Below are 19394 nucleotides of genomic sequence, written 5' to 3' on the forward strand. Positions count from 1 at the left end.
GTGGGCGAATGATAAGTGTATGATTGATGTATAGTAACGTTAATCGCTTAAATACATCGCTTGCCCTTCGCATTAGGAGCCTCCATGTTCACCGGATTGTGTGCTTTTCCTCTTACGCCCTTTCACCATGAAAAAATTGATTTTCACGCTTTTGAAAAGTTGATTGGTAACCTGAAGCAGGCCAATGTTGAGTCGATTTGTGCAATGGGGTCTACAGGTTTATATCCCTATTTATCAAGGGATGAGCTAGTTAAGGTGACTGAATCGTCAGTAGGAATAGCTGGCGACACGCCGGTAATGGTAGGCATTGGCTCACTGCGTACCTATGATGTATTGAAGAACGCAGAAGCCGCGCAACAAGCGGGTGCGAAAGCGCTGCTGTTAGCACCGGTTTCTTATCACCCGCTACACGACGCTGAAGTATTTGGCCTGTACGAGAAGGTTACCGCTGAAATCTCAATTCCCTTATGTATTTATGAGAACCCTGGAGTGACCCAGTTTAGTTTCAGCGACGAGCTATATCGCCAAGTTACCCAGCTTCCCAACGTTGGCGCGATTAAAATCCCCGGAATGCCTTTTGGTGATAACAATGCTAACGGGAAAATACGGCTTTCTAGCCTGCGAAATATAGTGCCAGAGCATGTCGCCATTGGGGTAAGTGGTGATAAATTTGGTGCCTTGGGGATGCATGCGGGATGCGATTTATGGTTATCTGTGCTCGGAGGCTTATTCCCTAATACGGTGAGAACCATGATTGCATCGAGTCAATCAACATCGCCGCAAGCAGCAATAGCACAATCTGAACGCTTAACCCCGTTGTGGGATTTATTCGCCCGCAATAAAGGCGGTATGCGCGTAATGGCCACCGCGGCGGCAATACTGGGGTACACAGAAGCAAACTGCTTACCACATCCGTTACAGCCCCTTCAGGGCGAAGATAAACAGAAACTCGAAGCGATTTTAACGCAACTATCACTGGATTAAGTTATACGTGACCCAGTTTAAATCTGTTGCTAATGCTAACGTACAGAGCCAAAGAGTAGCCCACCGTTGAACAAGGACCATTTCTCACCATTACTCAAATATGTTGTGTCTGCCATTATCGCGCGCACAGCAACAGGTGGTGCTATTGTTGCCATCGTATTGCTTGCTAGAAACCTTGAGCTTGATGGCAAAGCGGCAGGCATTTTGGCGGCGTGTTTAACGCTGCCCCACTTGTTAGGGCCAGTATACGGGCGTTGGTTAGATGGGGTTTCGCAGCCTAAGTATCTTATTAGCGCGGCGGCGCTGAGTTACACCGGCTTTTTTCTTTTGGCTATATTCAGTTTTGAGAAGCATTTGGCTTGGTTGTTGGCGTTTTCATTGTTGTTAAGTGGTGTTTGCAGTTCGTTTATAATGGGGGGATTAGGCACCCAGTTGCCAAGTTTAGTTAGTGCAAGCAATACATCCCTTAGAAAGGCGCAAAGCTGGGATACCATTACCTATGGGGTAGGGCACACGTTGGGGCCGTTTATTATTGCTTCCTTGTCGGCGCTGTTCTCGACAAAGGTGGCTGTCAGTGTGCTGGTGTTGACACCTATGTTAGCTGGCATGCTCATTTTAACTTTCCCTAAAAAGCATGTACTGCCGAAAAGTGATGCCTCATTAGATATAGGGTTTAAAAGCGTATTTTATGCGTTTAAAGACTCGAGCGCTTTGGTGCGTACGTTAGTGATGACATCGGGGGCGGCATTCAGTATTGCAGCCTTGCCTGTGTTGGCAGTTTATCTTAGCGAACATTGGCAGCACGCAGAGCATCATGGGGCTTATCTGGTCACGGCTTACGGGGTAGGAAATTTAAGTGGTGCGCTATTTCTCATCTTTAGGCCACTCTCGAAAGAGCCCCTAACATTGTTAAAGCGCTCAGGAAGCTTTTTGTTGGTTGCGTTACTGGCCACAACCCTAAGCCCTTCTTTCGTTCTTGGGGCGGCGGGCTACTGGTTATGTGGTGTTGCCAATGCCATTTTTTTTACTTCCAGCCTAGCGGCACGAACTGAGTTTGCCCCAGCGCACAGCGCGGCGCAAACGTACATGTGGGTTGCCGCGGCTAAGGTGGGAGCAGGCGCAATAGGTGCTTTAGTCGCTGGAACATTGTTAATACAAGGGGTAACCGTTTCGTTGGTAACATCTTGCGCTACCCTCGCACTCATTCTTATCGTGTGCTTTGCTGTATTCAAAGTACAAAAATAGTCTTTGGGTTATACGTTTACATTTTTGCTTTCAAAATTGCCGTTTAAATCTACTAGTCTTATTGATGACAATTCATTTAAACAATGGGCTATGCCTTGTTTATTGAGGTTATAGAGGTAATATGAGCTATGCACAATAATTAACATAAATTTAGCAAATTATGAAAACGTTATCCCTATTATGTACCGCAGCATTATTAGCAGCCACACCGGCATATTCAGCGCAGACGCTTTATCAAGACTATCCTAGTGATATTACGCCTGAACTAAGTGAAAAAGGTGCCTACCAAGTGGGTGTTAAAACCTTAACCGTTAACTATCCTAAGCCCGTAGTTACCTTACAAGGGCAGGTTGTTGAACGCGCGTTGAAATTGGAAGTTTGGTATCCCACCACTGATAGCGGCGCGTCAACAACGTATAAAAACCAAACCCGCAGTGGTAACGAATTTAGCATTCAAGCTGATGCTATTCGCGACGCCAGTGTGGCTAAAACGCAAGACAGTTACCCTATTGTTGTGTTATCACACGGCTATACGGGTTATCGCACAATAATGTATTACCTTGGTGAGCACCTAGCGTCTCATGGTTATATTGTGGCAGGGATAGACCATACCGACTCTACAAACGAAGATGTAGATTTCGCCGATGCTCCTTTTGCAGGTTTCCCTAGTACCTTATTGAATCGTTCGCGAGATCAAGTGTTAACACTTCAAGCGGTGAGTGAGCATGCGCTGTTCAGCGGTGTTGCCGATACCCAAAACGCTGGGCTTATTGGCTATTCTATGGGTGGTTTTGGTGCGGTGAATACCGTTGGCGGTTGTTATAACTTTGGCGCTGAAGCTACCGCAAGCTTTACTGGCGTAACCGATCCGGCGATTATCAGTGCGTTACAAAATGCACTTAACACCTGTGCTGGTGGTAACGCCGACGCTAAAAGCGTAGATACGCGCTGGAAAGCGGCTATGGCGTTAGCGCCGTGGGGCGGTCAACACAAAGTGTTTTCAGAAGATGCACTCGGTAATATTAAAGTTCCAATGCTATACGTAGCCGGCGATCATGATGATATATCTGGTTACCAAGGTATACAGTGGTTATTTGAAAATACGGGTAACAAAAACAGTAAACTGCTTACGTATAAAAATGCCAGACACAATATTGCTCCACATCCCGCCCCTAAAGAAGCATTTGGTAGCGAGTTTGATATTGGCCACTACTTAGAACCTGCATGGCGCTCAGAAACTATGAATGACATTAATGAGCACTTTGCATTGGCAATGATGGAATGCCATGTGAAAGGAAAAGCTGATTTTTGTGACTATTTAGATGTTGAAGGCGATAGTGGGCAAGTTGCCGTAGACGGGAAAGTACCAGAAGTCTGGAAAGGCTTCGACAATCGCTATGCGTTAGGCTTAATAATGGAAGGTAAGTCTAAGAAATAGGCGTTTACTTTACCATCATTCTACAAAGAAAAAATACAGTAAAGGCCTAACCACATGTTAGGCCTTTTTTGATTTTGCTCTGTATTATTCCCATAAGCGAACAGTTCATTAAGTAAGACATGCTTTGTTACTTATTCAATTAGAGAAGTCATTTTAAGCATGCTAATTTACTACCTCACGCTTATTCATTTGAGGCAAAGGAATGTTCCCCCAGCAAAACAACTTAACTGTTCTCTACCGTTTGTTTCCACGTGCTGTTACCGCGTTAAAGGGAGCACATGTAGCCGTGCTGCTGTGTTTATCATTCTTGGTATCATTTGCTAATGCTAATCCACTACCTTCTGACGATGCGTTAGACGCTATGTTTCAAGCGCAGGAATATGAAAATATAGTGAACGTACTTGAACCCATACCGTCGAAAACTCCGAAGCAATATAACGTGTTAATTTCGGCGTTAATGAATACAGATTTAGATGATGCTGAGGATATGGCGGCTAAATTTGTTGACGATCATAAAGACAATTATCGGGCCTACCATATGCACGCCAGCGTAATGGGTGCACAAGCGATGGATAGTGTTTTTTCCGCCTTAGGTTATGCCAAAAAAGCCAAAGCGAGCCTACAAAAAGCGATTGAAGTAGCACCAGATGAAATTGAAGTTTATCAGGCGCTAATGCAATTTTACATAGTGGCGCCGTCTATCGCTGGTGGCGATATAGACGAAGCCAAAATACTTGCCGATAAAATTACACAAATGGATGCACTTGAAGGTAAGTTCGCAACTGCAACAGTATATGCAGCTGACGATAAAGCTGCTGAAGCAAAGACGATGTTAAATGGGCTTAGCGAACAGCCTGAGTTCGAAGTTCGCGCACGTTTGGAACTTGGTCGATTGCATATAGATGGTGAAGAATACGATGACGCGATAGCCGCGCTAACCCCATTATTAAGCACTAACGTAGCTAAAGCCCATAAATCTGATGCACAAGCCTGGGATGTCTATTCAAACCGCAAATTTAGTCAGCTTTATGGCACCTATCGTATAGGGTGGGTAGCGGTAGAAACCAGTCAATATACTGAGTCGGGAATTGATGCACTTAACTATTACTTGGCTGAATTAGAGGCGACAGATATTGATACCCATCAGTTGCCAAGTAAGAACTGGGCTAATTTACGTTTAGCCGAGCTGTTTCTAAATGCTGATGATGTTTCAATGGCATCTAGCACCCTTGCTAAAGTGACAAAAGACGATGACAAACGTTTGGCAAAAATAATGAAAAGCCTTAAAAAACAAATAAAAAAGCGAACCTAGTGGTTCGCTTTTTTTGAAGCTTTATGTCGTGTATCTTTTTATGACACTACACCGCTTTAACAGTATAAATAAGCGCGGTTTGCGGGAATAATACCGGCATTTGCATACCGTACTTCATTAACGCTTCACCGCTAAATACTTGCCCATCGGTTTGTTGCAAAATAGACGGAGAGTATTCTTTTAAGGTACCCGGCCATACGCGTTCAAGCGTGTATGACTTATCAGCATCAAGCCCCGCAAAATAGAAGCGAGACGGCATGGTACGGCCAGTTTCTTTTACGCTGTTGTACGCAAATATACCTTCAGATTTATCTTTCGATACATAGCCAAATTTCACGTTAAGGCCATCGTCATCCATACGGAATAAATCGCCGCCGTGGGTAATATGGCGGTATTTTTTATATAGCGAAATAGCCGATTTTAGGGTCTCTTGCTCATGGTCAGTAAGTTCACGAGGGTCCATCTCAATACCCATGTGGCCAAACATCGATACTGCTGAACGAATCTCAATAGGTAAGTTACGCCCTGTAATATGGCAATCACGAGGCCCTACGTGTGCACCCATCACTTCAGAAGGGAAGAAGTATGAGAAACCCCGCTGAATGTACAAGCGGTCTAATGCATCGTTAGAATCTGACGTCCAAAACCGGTCGGTGTGAGGTAAAATGCCCAAGTCCACACGGCCACCACCAGAACAACAGCTTTCAATTTCAATACCCGGATGTGCTGCTTTAACACGGTCAATTAGGGTATATAAAGCCGCCATTTGGCCATGCATTGCAGGTTTACCTTTAAGGTTTCCTGGATGATTCACATCGCGGTTCATGTCCCACTTAATATAGCTAATTTTAGGGTAGGCCCTTAGTACGTCTGTGATGACTTTATAAAGGTACTCAACCACTTCAGGGTTAGTTAAATCAAGTACATACTGATTTCGAAACGGAACATGAGGGTTATTCTTGGTGTGCAGTGCCCATTCAGGATGTGCGCGGTACAAGTCGCTATCTGGGTTAACCATTTCTGGTTCAAACCATATTCCGAATTCCATGCCTTTATCGGTAACGTGGTCAATAAGCCCATCTAGCCCTTCCGGGTAAATGGCTTCATCAACAGTCCAGTCCCCTAAGCCCGCTTTGTCGTTTCTACGGCCTTTAAACCAGCCATCATCTAATACAAAACGTTCAATACCTAGCGGCGCTACTCTATCAGCAAGGGCTTTAAGTGTGGCTTCATCGTGGTCGAAATAAATACCTTCCCACGTGTTGTAGTGAACAGGGCGGGGCTTGTAATTTGCACTGGTGTTGTCAGCGCTGTGGGTTAACACATTGCTTCGAATAAAGTTATGAAACTGCTGTGAAAGAGATGAAAAGCCAGCGTCGCCGAACCCTGCATAAAGCACAGGCGATGTATAACTTTCACCCGCTTTAAGCGTCACTTCACCTGGAAACAATAGCTCGCCAAATTGAACGTAGCTTCTGCCATCGGCCATCATTTCAGCGCGGAATTTATGGTTAGCTGAAGCACCTAAATGAAAGCCGAAACACTCGCCGGCAAGCTCACCGGTTCCATTAGCATACGCAATTAAACCTGGGAAAGTATCGTGAGATGTTTTGCCGCGGCGGTTTTCACGCACATAACTACCGAAGAACAAGTCATGATCGGTAGTTTGAAATTCATTAGACCATCTACCTTCAAAGCTTTTAATTTTGCTCATGGTAGTTGGCAAGGCAAGACTCGCCGCATTTAAGTAATTTAACTGTAAGGTGCTTTCACCTTGGTTTTCGATACTTGAGGTAAATGTAGCTACTGTCGTTTCAGCATCTAGCACTACCCGAGTAATCAATTGCATTTTTCTGTCGGCATCAACCGCTGTAAACGTTACGCTGGTATCGGCTTGCTCAATGTTTGATAAAGTAAAACCTGCCGACCATTGATCTGCATCCCCAGAAATTTCAAGGCCAGGTGAGCCCGTCACCCCTTCACCGTGGGTTGGTACCAATGAAATAGGAGGCTCGATAACCGGCGCACATTTCGCTTCTTGGCGGGTGTTAAGCAGCGCAAGCATCTCTTGTGTTGTTGCATTGTTCAACTGCTGGCCGTAGTAAATCAGAGTAGGCATGCGCCCTTGGCAGTCAAAAATTAAAGTCGTTTTTTCATTGGATAAGCGAGCGAAGGCCGATAATGACGACATGAAAACCTCACAGTTATAAAGTTGTAAACAGTGTAGATAGCACTTAGTTTGTTAGCAATTTATAGCACACAAAGTAGTGCAGCTTAAGTCAATTCCATTAGATAGGGTAAACGTTTTACTATCAATGATAACGCGGTTTTGAGGCAATAAGAAATCAGACCAAGAAAAGCCATGCCGTATTGTTATTATTTTGTATAAAAACCAGGGAGGGTGTTTGTACAACACCTTCCCTGTTTAATGTTACTTAGCTTCTTCTTCTTTGTACAAAGCCAAACTAAATTCAGCTTTCTGATTGAAGATGACCTTGTTAGATATTAGTGCAAATGATACACAGGCAATCAGAGTGACAAACATTAAGTGAATGTAGTGCAGCCCAAAAGGTGCATACATAGGAGAGAACTCAAAAGACATTGCCGAGTACAAGGCGACACCAAAGAGTACCGAACCAATAGCCGCATTCGCATGAACGTTTCTAAACAACAGGCCCACAATGAATACCGATAAGATAGGCATGCTTAACAATCCGTAAAGCTGTTGAATAAGGTTAATAATGCTATCGGCTTGCTGGTAAACAGGGATTAGCGCTAACGACACTAAACAAAGCAGTACCGTAACGTAACCACTGAGTTTTGGAACATTTGGTGTCTTGTTAACGTAGCTTTCGTGAATATCACACACATACAAAGCAGTGGCTGAGTTCAAGTTACTATTGAATGTAGTCAGTACTGCTGCAGCCATTGCCGCTGCGAATACACCCGACAACCAATCTGGTAATACAGTGGCTACAATTTTTCCGTAAGCACTGTCACCAATATCGCCAAACAGTTTGTAAGATACTATGCCTGGGATCACGATGATTGCTGGCACGATTAGTAAGCGTATACCTGCTGCGGCAAATACACCCTTTTGTGCTTCTTTCAATGATGGCGCAGCCATAGCACGCTGAGTAATAACCTGGTTGGTTCCCCAGTAAAACATCTGAATGAAGATCATACCGGTGAGTAGTGTATGCCATGGAATTGGTGAGTCGTTGTCGCCAATCAGTGTTAGTCGCTCTACTGGAATACCATCGAAGTTATAATCGATCGCTTGAAGTGCCAATATAACCACTAACACAGCCATAGTAAGCAGTAATACGCCTGAGTAAGTATCTGAAACCGCAACGGCTCTAAGACCACCGAAAATAGCGTACAGCGCACCTACAACTACAAAAGTTACTGCGATGTACATAAGAGGTAAATCTACACCGAACATAGACTGCATAAATAATGAGCCAGAGTAGATAACCGCTGGGCAAAAAATTAGCGCACTACCTAAAAAGAACAATGCACTAATTACTGCTCGAATGTGTTTATCGTGATAGCGCTGTTCTAGCAGCTCTGTGGTCGTGGTGCATTTGAATTTGTAGTAAACCGGTAAGAATACCTTGGCTAAAACAAATAAACCTACCACAGCGGAAAACTCCCACAACGCAAGAAGCGCCATTTGGTTTCCGTTCATACCTACTAATTGATCGGTACTCAGGTTCGTTAGCGTGATACTACCGGCTACGAAGTACCAAGCAAGGCCACCACCAGCAAGAAAGTATTCTCGATTTTGGTTTTGCGAACTACGATTTTGGCCGCGACAACTTAAATAGGTTAAAAAACCGATTAGGGCAGTCACGAATACAAAAACAGACACTTGGATAGTGCTGGAAAACATTTATAAGCTCCTCGCTAAGGGTTATGACTTGCTGGTTTCGAATTTAATATTGCTTACAGAGCGGTCAGGGAATTTCGTGTTATGGAATCGAATTAACCTGTTTACTTGAAAGATAGAACCAAGAATATTGAAAACGACAGAAAGGACATTTTTTTGATTTAACGTATTTAGCTCTTCAGCGGTGAGAGCTTGAATACGGTGTTCGTTAAGGGTGGCTAAACCGCCAACCCGCTGTTGTGTGTTATCAGAAAACTCAATGACTAAATCGACAGGTTGAATCAGGCCTAATTCCGCTATTTCATTAAGAATACTTGCCGTTTGCGACATGGCTGACACGCGCTCTTTAAGTAATTTTTTCTTGTTGTCAAAATACGCAGTCGGTCGATTGGTCGATAAATAAAGTGCCTCGCCCTCACTGTGAGAAACAGCAGGTGAGTGGGTATCAATTAATACTGTAGGCTCTTGCTCAGCCGTTTCAAATTGAAGCGTAAAAGGTAGCGTCTTCAAACTAAGTGGTGTGTAAAGTGCCTGCCAAGATTGCTTAATTTCAAACACATTTTCACCCGGCGCTAAACCACAAAGAGCAGATAGTGCCCATTGATTAGCATTCGATACTTTACTGAAAAACAGGGGATATTCACCCGCAGCTTGTATCGCTTCGCCTATTTCAATATTGACCAAATGTGATGTTGAAAACTGGCTAATAAGCTTGCTTTCATCGATACGAATTTGGTTATGTTTTTCTGGTGATACAGTTTCAAAGTTCGTCATGCTTTTATCGTTCCATTACCCTTCTAACCATTGCGAAATATAATCGCGATGGTTAGGAAGGCTACTTAATTTTTGTTGAGTAATGAGCTTATTTTGACTCATTACTTTATCTGCAAGCGCTTGATCTCGATAGAAGTGAGACTGCAAACTAAAGTCGGGAGAAAAACCCATGCCGTAAAGCACATACTGATAACTTGCAGCAGGAAAAAGCTCTATAGCCGCCGAAAAGTCGGCTATCTGAGGGCCTCTATATTTCCATATCTCAAGATCTTCTTTTAATGATTCAGGAATGGAAGATGGGTCTCTATTCGCTACCCAATAAGGCTCGCTTCGCTGGTTGAAAATATAATGCAGTTTTAGAAAATCGATAATACGTTGCCAGCGATACTGCATTTGCTTATTAAATCGTTGGCTTACAATAGGCATAGCAGCTTGGGGAAGCGGCATTTGCTCAGCAATATATCGTGCCGATATTTCAATTAACATTAACGCGGTGGCTTCAAGGGGCTCTACAAAACCAGCAGAAAGGCCTACACCAACACAGTTTCCTTTCCAGATTTGCTTTCTATAACCCGATTCGAACCGGATAACTCTCGCCTTTAACTTAGCGTCAGTGTCGCCCACGTAGTTACGAAGAATAGACTCGGCTTGATCGTCAGAGGTGAAGTCCGTAGAGAAAACATGTCCAACGCCGCGTCTTGAAGATAAGCCAATGTCCCAAATCCATCCCGCTTCTTGTGCGGTCGCTTGGGTGTAAGGCTTTATCTCATAATCGCCATCGTAAGGCACATGTAAGGCAATAGCAGAATTATTGAATAGCACATCATTAGTGGAAACAAGGGGTTCTTTTAATGACTCACCAAGTAGCAATGAGCGAAAACCAGAACAATCCACAAACAAGTCTGCATGGTATTGTGAGCCATCATTTAATTGAATTGATTCAATATTGTCACTGCCATGAGCTTTTTTGACACTGTCGACGGTAGCGACTTTATGGCTTACCCCTAGCTTGTCTTTGCAAAACTCTTTAAGTAAGTCGGCAAATGCACCGGCATCTAAATGATAGGCATAATTTGATTGCGCGCTACTGTATTCCGCTTCGCTTAACGTACGCGGTGCCATGTTTTGTTCGCACACATGCTGCTGGAAATTGGTCGCATTAGCAAAGTTGGCGATATCATCAAGGTATGGCGCCATTTCAACTCGGCCATAACCTAACGGTACGGTGAAAGGGTGGTAGTAAGCGTCACCTTGGGGTTTTACCCAGTTAACGAATTTTCCACCTTGCTTAAATGCTGCAGAGCAGCGTCTAAACACTTCTTTTTCCGATAAACCAATATCTTTTAGCGTATTGCGCATGGTAGGCCAAGTGCCTTCACCCACACCAACGGTTGGAATGTCACTAGATTCTATTAAGGTAATATCGAGCCCACATTCACTAGGCCCACTGTTGTGTTTGGCTGCAATAATAGCCGCAGACAACCAGCCAGCGGTTCCGCCGCCAACAATGACAATACGTTGCTTAGATGAATGCTGAGAAGACTGTGCCATGAACTACCACTAAGTATGCGATTTATTTTATTTATTCATAGATTAACTGAAATAGCCAATTAACCTATGAATAAATGGCAGGGTTCTCACCCTGCCAGTATATTCTTAGAATGAACCTCGAATACCTACTGCGTAACGAGAGCCGTTATCTTCAATAGAGTATGTTTGGTCAGCAAAGCGACCAACCTGTGAAAGTTCTTCTTCTGTTACGTTAATGCCTTCAAAGAACACAGTGAAATGCTCGTTGATGTCATAACTTGCACTTACATCCCACTGACCGTAAGTTTCTGTGGTTACTGGCTCGCCAGTAGCACCGCCTACAGAAGTGTTATCAAGTGCAAACAAGAAGGCTTCACGGTTGTTAAATGCAACACGTGCCTGGAATGCGTCTCTTTCGTAGAACATAATCAAGTTCTGAGAATCACCAAGACCTTCAAGTGCAAACGTTTGTGTAACGTCATCAGATACTTCAGCATCACTGTTTACAACAGTCGCGTTAGCAGTAATACCGAAACCGTTATCCCAAACGTGAGTTAGCGCAACTTCATAACCATTAACCGTTGCAGTTTCACCATTTTGAGGGCGAGTTACTGTGTAAATCTCGCTTTCGCCATTTAACTCTTCAGTGTCAGCGACTACGTCACGAGTTGGATCCGTAGGGTCAAGTTGAACACCTACTGCACAAGTATCTTCTGCACATCGGTAACCGTTCGCTGCACTACGATCTGTCATAGAATAAGATTCTTCACCAGATAAGGTAACGATGAAGTTTTCAACTTCTTTACTGAACAATGCAAATGAGAACACAGAGTCGTCACTGTAGTACCACTCAAATGAGATATCCCAGTTTTCAGCTTCGAAAGGCTTAAGGTTAGGGTTACCACCACTCGCTTGTAAGTTCTGACGACGAGGTTCACCGAACGTAGTCGCTGGCGACATTTGATCCATAGTAGGACGAGATAATGAGTCGTAACGTGAGAAACGAACAATCATGTCTTCTTGAACTTCTAACTTCACGTTGATGCTTGGAAGAACATTAGCGTAAGAGCTTGAACCAGTAATATCTTCAGCTGGTGCGAAACGGTTAGCGAACAACGTTAAGTCGGTGGTTGGAACGATATCAGAGATAAATGCTTGAACCGCAGTAACCGAAACGTTGGTCTCTTCGTAACGAGCTCCAAAGTTCATGGTTAACGGCATATCACCGATGTCGTATCCAAACTCAAGCTGTGCGTAAAGCGCAGTAACATCTTCATCGATATTGTAGTAGTTAGGTTGCAGTGTTGGTATTACTGGTGCACCTTGCGACGCTAGGTAGTCAAGGTATGCATCACCGTCATAAGTGTACCAAGTGTCAATCAAACCGCTGAAGTAGTTGTTTGCTGTAAATGGACGAATGTTTAGTTCATCGATTGGAGCTTCTGTGCCGTAACCGCAGAATAAACATTCTGAAGCAAACATTTGGTAAACGTATTTTTCACGCTCTGAACGAAGAATACCGAAATCTGCTTTACGGAACACGTCAGAGTCTGGCAAATATGTAAAATCAGCTTTGTATTCAGTTACTTCGTCATCAGACGCTACCGTGTTTCCTAGGTCGTTGTAATGAAGGCGGTTTAAAGCAATATCTGGTAGTTGACCGTCTACAAAACCATCATGACGAACGGTTGGAACGCCACCCGTGCCGTCGAACTCATAGTTATTGATGATACCAACAACGTTAAAGCGACCTTCGCCAGCGATGTCGTTCTCTGCAGTAGAGTTAGAAACATCAAACGTTGCTGAAAGTGCATCGTTAATTTGCCAATCAACATTAAGTCCGAAACCTTTACTGGTTACGTCACGAACGTTACGAGTAGAAGATACGAAGTCAGAAGCAGGGTTACCACTACCTTGGTGCAAATCAATTTCTTGTGTGAATTGAATTGCGGTGCCTGTTTCTGGGTTGATGGTAGCCGAGCCCACACGATCTGGCTCAAACCATGATGCTAAATCAGTTACTTGAGAATCAACTTCAAATTTTGATACAAAACCATCAAGAGTAATAGTTACGTCATCAGTAGGTGCGTATTGCGCAACCAAAGATGCGTTAGTACGAGTACGCTCTTGCTGATCTACGATTTGATCCCAGTTGCGAGGCAGGTAAACGTTTTCAGCAATTACGCCGTCGTTACGGTTTGAAAGCGTTAAACCTGGACGCCAGCCCGCGGTTTGAATTCGGTTAATTTGAACTTCACGTTCCTGATGAGAAACGGCGAGCAATAGACCAAGTTTGTCGTCTGCAAAGGTATTGCTTACTAAGAAAGAGGCTTGAGGAGATACTTCCTCAGACAAACTTTCGTACATACCTTTAACGCTGCCTACTGCTTGGAATCCATCGTAATCGAAAGGACGAGCAGTAGAAACGTTGATAGTAGAGCCGATGCCACCTGATTGAAGGTTAGCAACGCCACTCTTATAAACATTAGCACCTGTAATTTGGTCTGCGGCTAAAATGTCAAAGTTAAACGCGCGACCCGCGTCATCAGAAGCTAACTGACGACCATTTACAAGTACAGTATTGAACTGAGGACCGAAACCACGCACAGTAACTTGTTGACCTTCACCACCACTACGGTCAATTGACACACCCGTAATACGTTGTAGTGATTCAGCAACGTTCAAATCTGGGAATTTACCCAAATCTTCTGCAGCGATACCATCAGAAACAGCTAAGTTTTCTTTCTTGTCAGCCATGGCACGCTTCAAGCTGCTTACAATACCGCGTACTTCGATAACCTCAACAGGGGCATCGTTCGCAGAGCTTGTATTAGCTTCTTGAGATAGTGCAACTGGCGCGTATAGGGCAGAAGCGACAGCAACACCTAAAAGTGAGCGTTTCGCGATAGGACCTATCATTGATGTGTTGGTTTTATGTGTCACTATGTTTTCTCCGTATTTCGGCTGTGTTTTACATATTTTAATTAACATTTAGCTTATATTTGGCATCTTGACCAAGCTAGTTAACATTTTCTTTACACATTCTTTAACCCAAAGTTCAATTTATTATTATTAACGCTATGAATTTTATAGGGTTTTATTTGTAAGGAAAAAGGTAAACGTTTTCCTTAATTTTTGATAGTAACACAAATTTACATTGTAATGACAATGTTATAAAAATATTTTTTTATATTAAAAGCGCGGTTTATTACCGCGCTGTATAAGGGAGGGGTAAATTAACTGCAGCGAATGCGAGCAACGGCGTTTTTCCAGCCGTCATAGGCCTTATCGCGCTCTTCTTTTGAAAGTCGAGGTGTGAAAATACTATCGCTTTTCCAGCACTCGGTAAGAGAATCAACAGAGGTAAATACACCAGCTTGAAGGCCAGCAAGGAATGCGGCACCAAGTGCGGTGGTTTCAGTAATTTCGGGGCGTTCAACTTCTGCGCCCAATACATCAGACAAGAATCCCATTACCCAATCGTTTCGAGACATCCCGCCATCGACTCTAATGGTCGTTGGCCTTGCGCCATCACTTTCCATGGCTTTTTGTAAGTCTTTGGTTTGATAACATACCGATTGCAAACCCGCGGCAACAATTTCGCTAATGCCGGTGTCTCGAGTTAGGCCTAGAATCGCACCTCGGGCGTCGGGATCCCAATAAGGAGCGCCTAATCCGGTAAATGCTGGTACAAGGAATACACCATTATCTTGTCGCGCTCTTTGTGCCAAGGCTTCGGTTTCGGATGCATCGTCAATAAGCTTCAAGCCATCCCTTAGCCATTGCACAGTAGCGCCGGCCATAAAAATACTGCCCTCTAAGGCGTATGTGGTTTTACCATTCAGCCTGTAGCCGACGGTAGTTAACAAACGGTTCTTAGATTGAAGCGGCTCATCACCTGTATTTAAAATCATGAAGCAGCCTGTACCATAGGTACTTTTTGCCATGCCTTTTTCGAAACAAGCTTGGCCAACAAGCGCAGCCTGCTGGTCGCCGGCTACACCTTGAATAGGGATAGTACAGCCCAAGATATCTTTACTCACAACACCAAATTCATCAGCACAATCCATGACTTCAGGAAGCATTGATTTAGGAATATTAAAGGTGGTGAGTAAACGCTCATCCCAACATTGTTTATTAATATCGAACAACATAGTACGGGATGCGTTGGTCGCATCGGTTTTGTGAGATTCGCCGTTGGTCAAACGCCAAATTAAAAAAGTGTCCACCGTACCGAAAAGAAGATCGCCAGCTTCGGCTTGTTCTCTCGCACCTTCAACGTTGTCTAAGATCCAAGCCAGTTTAGAGGCTGAAAAATAAGGGTCTAGCAACAAACCTGTGGATTCGGTGATATGCGCAACCAAACTCTCATCGTCATCGAGTTCGCGGCATTGCTGAGCGGTACGTCTGTCTTGCCACACTATAGCGGGGTATACAGGCTTTCCTGTGTCTTTGTTCCAAACCAACGTGGTTTCACGTTGGTTGGTGATGCCAACCGTAGCGATATCTTCAGGTGATAACGAGCACTTATCAAATACCTGTTTCATGGTAGTGGTTACGCTTTCCCAAATTTCTTCAGGATCATGCTCTACCCATCCATCTTGAGGATATTTTTGAGAAAACTCTTGTTGCGCAACGGCTACAATGGCGCCATCTGGTGCAAAGATAATGCTACGTGAACTCGTAGTTCCTTGGTCTATGGCAAGAATATATTGGCCCATGACACGTCTCCTGAACATAATTTGCTAAGAGTTTGCACCATTTACACCAGTTTAACAATGCTATATTTTCGAAAACGAACATTTGAGTGTTCGAATTGCCATAGGCAGGCAAAGGTGAACCACGTATAATGGCTAAATCGCCACAAGGAATGACCCAATGAACCAAACGCAAAGACACGAAAAAATTGTTAGCTTTATCAAACAAAATGGCTTCATGTCTATTGACGACTTGGTCACTCGCTGTGACGTTACCCCCCAAACTATTCGTCGCGATCTAAACCAGCTTGCTGAGGCTGGTATTGTTAGTCGATACCATGGTGGCGCTGGGCTTAATCGAAGTTGGGAGAATACCCCTTATCAAGAACGCAAAACACAAAACAGCGAAGTAAAAGAACGAATCGCTGAGGCCGTGGCTGACATGATCCCCGACGGAGCTTCATTATTTATAAATATTGGCACCACCACCGAAATGATAGCGAGTAAGTTGCTTAATCATAAAAACTTGCACGTGGTAACAAATAACATTCATGTCGCGACCATTCTTTCTGCGAAAGAAGACTTTTCAGTGATTATCGCCGCGGGCGAAGTACGCTACCGAGATGGCGGTATTATTGGGGAAGCCACCTGCGACTTCATTAGTCAATTTCGAATGGATTACGGCATTATAGGCATAAGTGGAATAAGTGCCGACGGTGCCTTGCTTGATTTTGACTTTAGGGAAGTAAAAGTATCCCAAGCGATACTGGAACACACCCAACACGTTATTCTTGCAGCAGATTACAGTAAGTTTGAGCGCCGAGCCATGGTAGAACAAGGGCATATTTCTCAGGTAGATTGCCTAGTGTGCGACCAAACACCGCCTCCTGCTATTCGAAAAATTATCGACGAAAACAATATCAGTTTCATTAAAGCCTAAGCGGCCAATCTATTACCTTTGTAACAACTTAACAGTGTCATCACTAACTCCAAAAAAACAGCATTGTGATTGGCATTGCTGTAGTAGCCCAACAGCCTTGTTAGCCACGTATTAACTGCTATGGTTATGTAAGCTAATGGCTATACATAAAGCACGTGGGCATACCTAATCTCCTTAAGAGTTTCTTTTAAACTGTGAGCCTATGTTTAACCGGCGGTTCAGTCGTGTAGGTTAAAATTGCGCAAGAATGTTCGTTAATGTTCGTTTTGTGTTGACATGTTTTCTTTTTGGTTGTCAAATAGCCAGCATGCTAGTGAAGCCGAAAGGGGCGAGAACATGAATCAGAATACAAATAGTACACAAACCGTTGACGTATTAGTGGTTGGCGGCGGTGTAAATGGTGCCGGAGTAGCATTAGATGCGGCTGGTCGCGGACTTTCGGTAGCACTATGTGAAAAAGGCGATCTTGCAGGTGCAACGTCTTCGTCTAGCAGCAAGTTAATTCATGGTGGTTTACGTTATTTAGAGCATTATGAGTTCCGCCTTGTAAAAGAAGCACTCGCCGAGCGTGAAGTACTATTAGAAAAAGCCCCACATATTATGTGGCCTTTACGTTTTCGTTTACCTCATCAAAAGCATCTTCGTCCTGCATGGATGATTCGTATTGGTTTGTTCTTGTACGATTCACTAGCCAAACGCAATGTATTACCGCGTTCAAAGAAAATGTCTACGTCACCTACAGGCCCGTTGGTTAACGATATTACAACCTGTTTTGAATACTCAGATGGTTGGGTAGATGATGCTCGTTTAGTGGTATTAAATGCACTAGCGGCGCAAGACCAAGGTGCTAGCATCTATACACGTACTGAATGTATTAGTGCTGAAAAACAAGATAAGTTATGGAAAGTCACTTTAAAAGACGCATTAGGGAAAACGTTTACAATTAATGCTAAGGCTGTTGTCAATGCAGCTGGCCCATGGGCTGTTTCATTCCTAGATAGACTTGCCGACACCAAAAATCCTAACGCAATGCGTATGGTGAAGGGCAGTCATTTCATTGTGCCTAAACTTTACGACACAGAAGAAGCTTATATTCTTCAAAATAAAGATGGCCGTATTGTTTTTGTTATTCCTTACGAAGATGATTTTTCACTCGTTGGTACTACCGATGAGAACTATGTTGGTGAGCCATCGCAAGCCGCTATTTCTGAAGATGAAACTGAATATTTGGTCGAAGTGGTAAATACGTACTTTAAAACGAAAATTGATGAAAGCGATATTGTTCATAGCTACAGTGGCGTGCGCCCATTGCTTGAAGAGAAAAATGCGTCTGCTCAAGAGCTAACTCGCGATTATAAAGTGGAACTAAGCGGAACTGAGTCTTCGCCAATATTGCTTAATATTTTCGGTGGTAAAATTACGACCTATAGAAAACTTGCCGAGCATGCAGTAGATAAGCTAACTAGTTTGTTTCCAAAGGCAGGGAAAGCCTGGACGAAAGATGTACCACTTCCAGGTGGCGCGTTCACTAATAAAGAAGATTTGATTAAACAGCTTCAACACGACTATCCATGGTTATCTGAGTCGTTAGGGGTTCGCTATGCGCGTCAATACGGCATGTTATGTATTAAGTTCCTTGAAGGCAAAAACGGACTCGATAGCATGGGTGAGAACTTTGGTGCCGACATGTACAAAGCTGAAGTTGACTACCTTATTGATCACGAATGGGCGATGTCCCTTGAAGACGTAATTTGGCGCCGTACTAAACATGGTTTACGTTTAAACCAAAGCGAGCAAGCCAACCTAGAAAGCTATATAACGAGTCGCGTTTCAAAAAGTGTCGATATGCAGCAATCTGCGTAGATATTAACTATAAAATCTTAACAGCCCGCATCTTTACTTCACAAAGTGCGGGCTTTTTTTATGTTCAATATACTTAAAAATGACAATATATTTAGCTATCTAGCTTTGATGCTATTAGTAAAAAGGAGGATAGGATGAAGGAAATAATTCTGATCCGGCACGGGAAGCCACTGTCTGCTCACAATAATAAATTAAGTGCAGGCGAATTTACCAATTGGGTTCGCCAATACAATCAGTCACCTTTAGACAGTGCCCATTACCCAAATGAAAAGCGCCAGTTTGCCACACACCATATCATCGCTAGCCCGCTAAAAAGAGCACAGCTTTCAGCGAATTATTATATGGGCGAGCCTGCAACCGATGTTATTCCTGAGCTAAAAGAGATGGATATTCCCTATTACAGGTTGCCACTTAGATTACGAGCTTGGCATTGGGTTTTATTAAACAGGTTAATGTGGATTTGTGGGAAAGCTGGGCGGTTTGAGTCTTTTATTGAGGCTAAAAATCGCGTTGGTAAAGCTGCCCATGAACTCGAAAAGAAAGCCGAACAGCACGCTCAAATTGTTGTGTTTGGACACGGTATGAGTAATCGTTACATTCGTGTTTTTCTGGCTAAAAGAGGCTGGGAAATAACGGAAAAAAATAACGGCTATTGGGGTGTGACTCGTTTAATAAAAAGTTGAAATATTCTTAAAAATAAACAACTTTCGTCTACTGGT

13 protein-coding genes are annotated in these 19394 nt (G+C 43.5%); 7 read left to right on the top strand and 6 right to left on the bottom strand.

Annotated elements, in window-relative coordinates:
- The first annotated feature begins 84 nt into the window (after window positions 1–84).
- From AV939_RS01300 to AV939_RS01315, 4 genes are all read left to right on the top strand, one after another.
- On the top strand, window positions 85–984 hold the full coding sequence (locus AV939_RS01300; RefSeq protein ID WP_057794630.1) for a dihydrodipicolinate synthase family protein: 900 nt from the start codon (window positions 85–87) through the stop codon (window positions 982–984).
- Window positions 985–1050: 66 nt separating this feature from the next.
- Window positions 1051–2229, top strand: a complete 1179-nt coding sequence (locus AV939_RS01305) for an MFS transporter (RefSeq protein ID WP_082746017.1) — start codon at window positions 1051–1053, stop codon at window positions 2227–2229.
- A gap of 160 nt (window positions 2230–2389) precedes the next feature.
- The gene (locus AV939_RS01310; RefSeq protein WP_057794626.1) at window positions 2390–3667 is read left to right on the top strand and encodes an alpha/beta hydrolase family protein; all 1278 of its coding nucleotides are present in this window, start codon (window positions 2390–2392) and stop codon (window positions 3665–3667) included.
- Between the two features lie 202 nt (window positions 3668–3869).
- Window positions 3870–4979 carry a tetratricopeptide repeat protein gene (locus tag AV939_RS01315; protein ID WP_057794624.1) on the top strand — a complete coding sequence of 370 codons (1110 nt, stop codon included), beginning with the start codon at window positions 3870–3872 and terminating at the stop codon, window positions 4977–4979.
- A 46-nt stretch (window positions 4980–5025) separates the two neighbouring features.
- Here AV939_RS01315 and AV939_RS01320 read toward each other — a convergent pair whose 3' ends face one another.
- The 6 genes from AV939_RS01320 to glpK form a co-directional block, all read right to left on the bottom strand.
- Window positions 5026–7170 (bottom strand): alpha-galactosidase, encoded by a 2145-nt coding sequence (locus AV939_RS01320; RefSeq protein ID WP_057794622.1) that lies wholly within the window; start codon window positions 7168–7170, stop codon window positions 5026–5028.
- A gap of 240 nt (window positions 7171–7410) precedes the next feature.
- Complete coding sequence (locus AV939_RS01325; RefSeq protein ID WP_057794620.1) at window positions 7411–8874, bottom strand: SLC5 family protein; 1464 nt, start codon at window positions 8872–8874, stop codon at window positions 7411–7413.
- A gap of 21 nt (window positions 8875–8895) precedes the next feature.
- Window positions 8896–9645 carry a SapC family protein gene (locus AV939_RS01330; RefSeq protein ID WP_057794618.1) on the bottom strand — a complete coding sequence of 250 codons (750 nt, stop codon included), beginning with the start codon at window positions 9643–9645 and terminating at the stop codon, window positions 8896–8898.
- A gap of 15 nt (window positions 9646–9660) precedes the next feature.
- Entirely contained in the window at window positions 9661–11196 is a 1536-nt protein-coding gene (locus tag AV939_RS01335; protein WP_057794616.1) for a tryptophan halogenase family protein, read from the bottom strand.
- A 105-nt stretch (window positions 11197–11301) separates the two neighbouring features.
- Window positions 11302–14094, bottom strand: a complete 2793-nt coding sequence (locus AV939_RS01340) for a TonB-dependent receptor (RefSeq protein ID WP_057794614.1) — start codon at window positions 14092–14094, stop codon at window positions 11302–11304.
- 317 nt (window positions 14095–14411) lie between these two features.
- Complete coding sequence (glpK, locus tag AV939_RS01345) at window positions 14412–15896, bottom strand: glycerol kinase GlpK (RefSeq protein ID WP_057794612.1); 1485 nt, start codon at window positions 15894–15896, stop codon at window positions 14412–14414.
- Window positions 15897–16053: 157 nt separating this feature from the next.
- On the opposite strand from glpK, the gene AV939_RS01350 reads away from it, so the two are divergent.
- The 3 genes from AV939_RS01350 (at window position 16054) to AV939_RS01360 (ending at window position 19358) form a co-directional block, all read left to right on the top strand.
- Window positions 16054–16812: a DeoR/GlpR family transcriptional regulator gene (locus AV939_RS01350; RefSeq protein ID WP_057794610.1), complete on the top strand. Its 759-nt coding sequence runs from the start codon at window positions 16054–16056 to the stop codon at window positions 16810–16812.
- 336 nt (window positions 16813–17148) lie between these two features.
- Entirely contained in the window at window positions 17149–18675 is a 1527-nt protein-coding gene (gene glpD, locus AV939_RS01355) for a glycerol-3-phosphate dehydrogenase (RefSeq protein WP_057796428.1), read from the top strand.
- 134 nt (window positions 18676–18809) lie between these two features.
- The gene (locus tag AV939_RS01360; protein ID WP_057794608.1) at window positions 18810–19358 is read left to right on the top strand and encodes a histidine phosphatase family protein; all 549 of its coding nucleotides are present in this window, start codon (window positions 18810–18812) and stop codon (window positions 19356–19358) included.
- Window positions 19359–19394 lie beyond the last annotated feature (36 nt).

Source organism: Alteromonas sp. Mac1, assembly GCF_001562125.1.
Classification (GTDB): domain Bacteria; phylum Pseudomonadota; class Gammaproteobacteria; order Enterobacterales; family Alteromonadaceae; genus Alteromonas; species Alteromonas stellipolaris.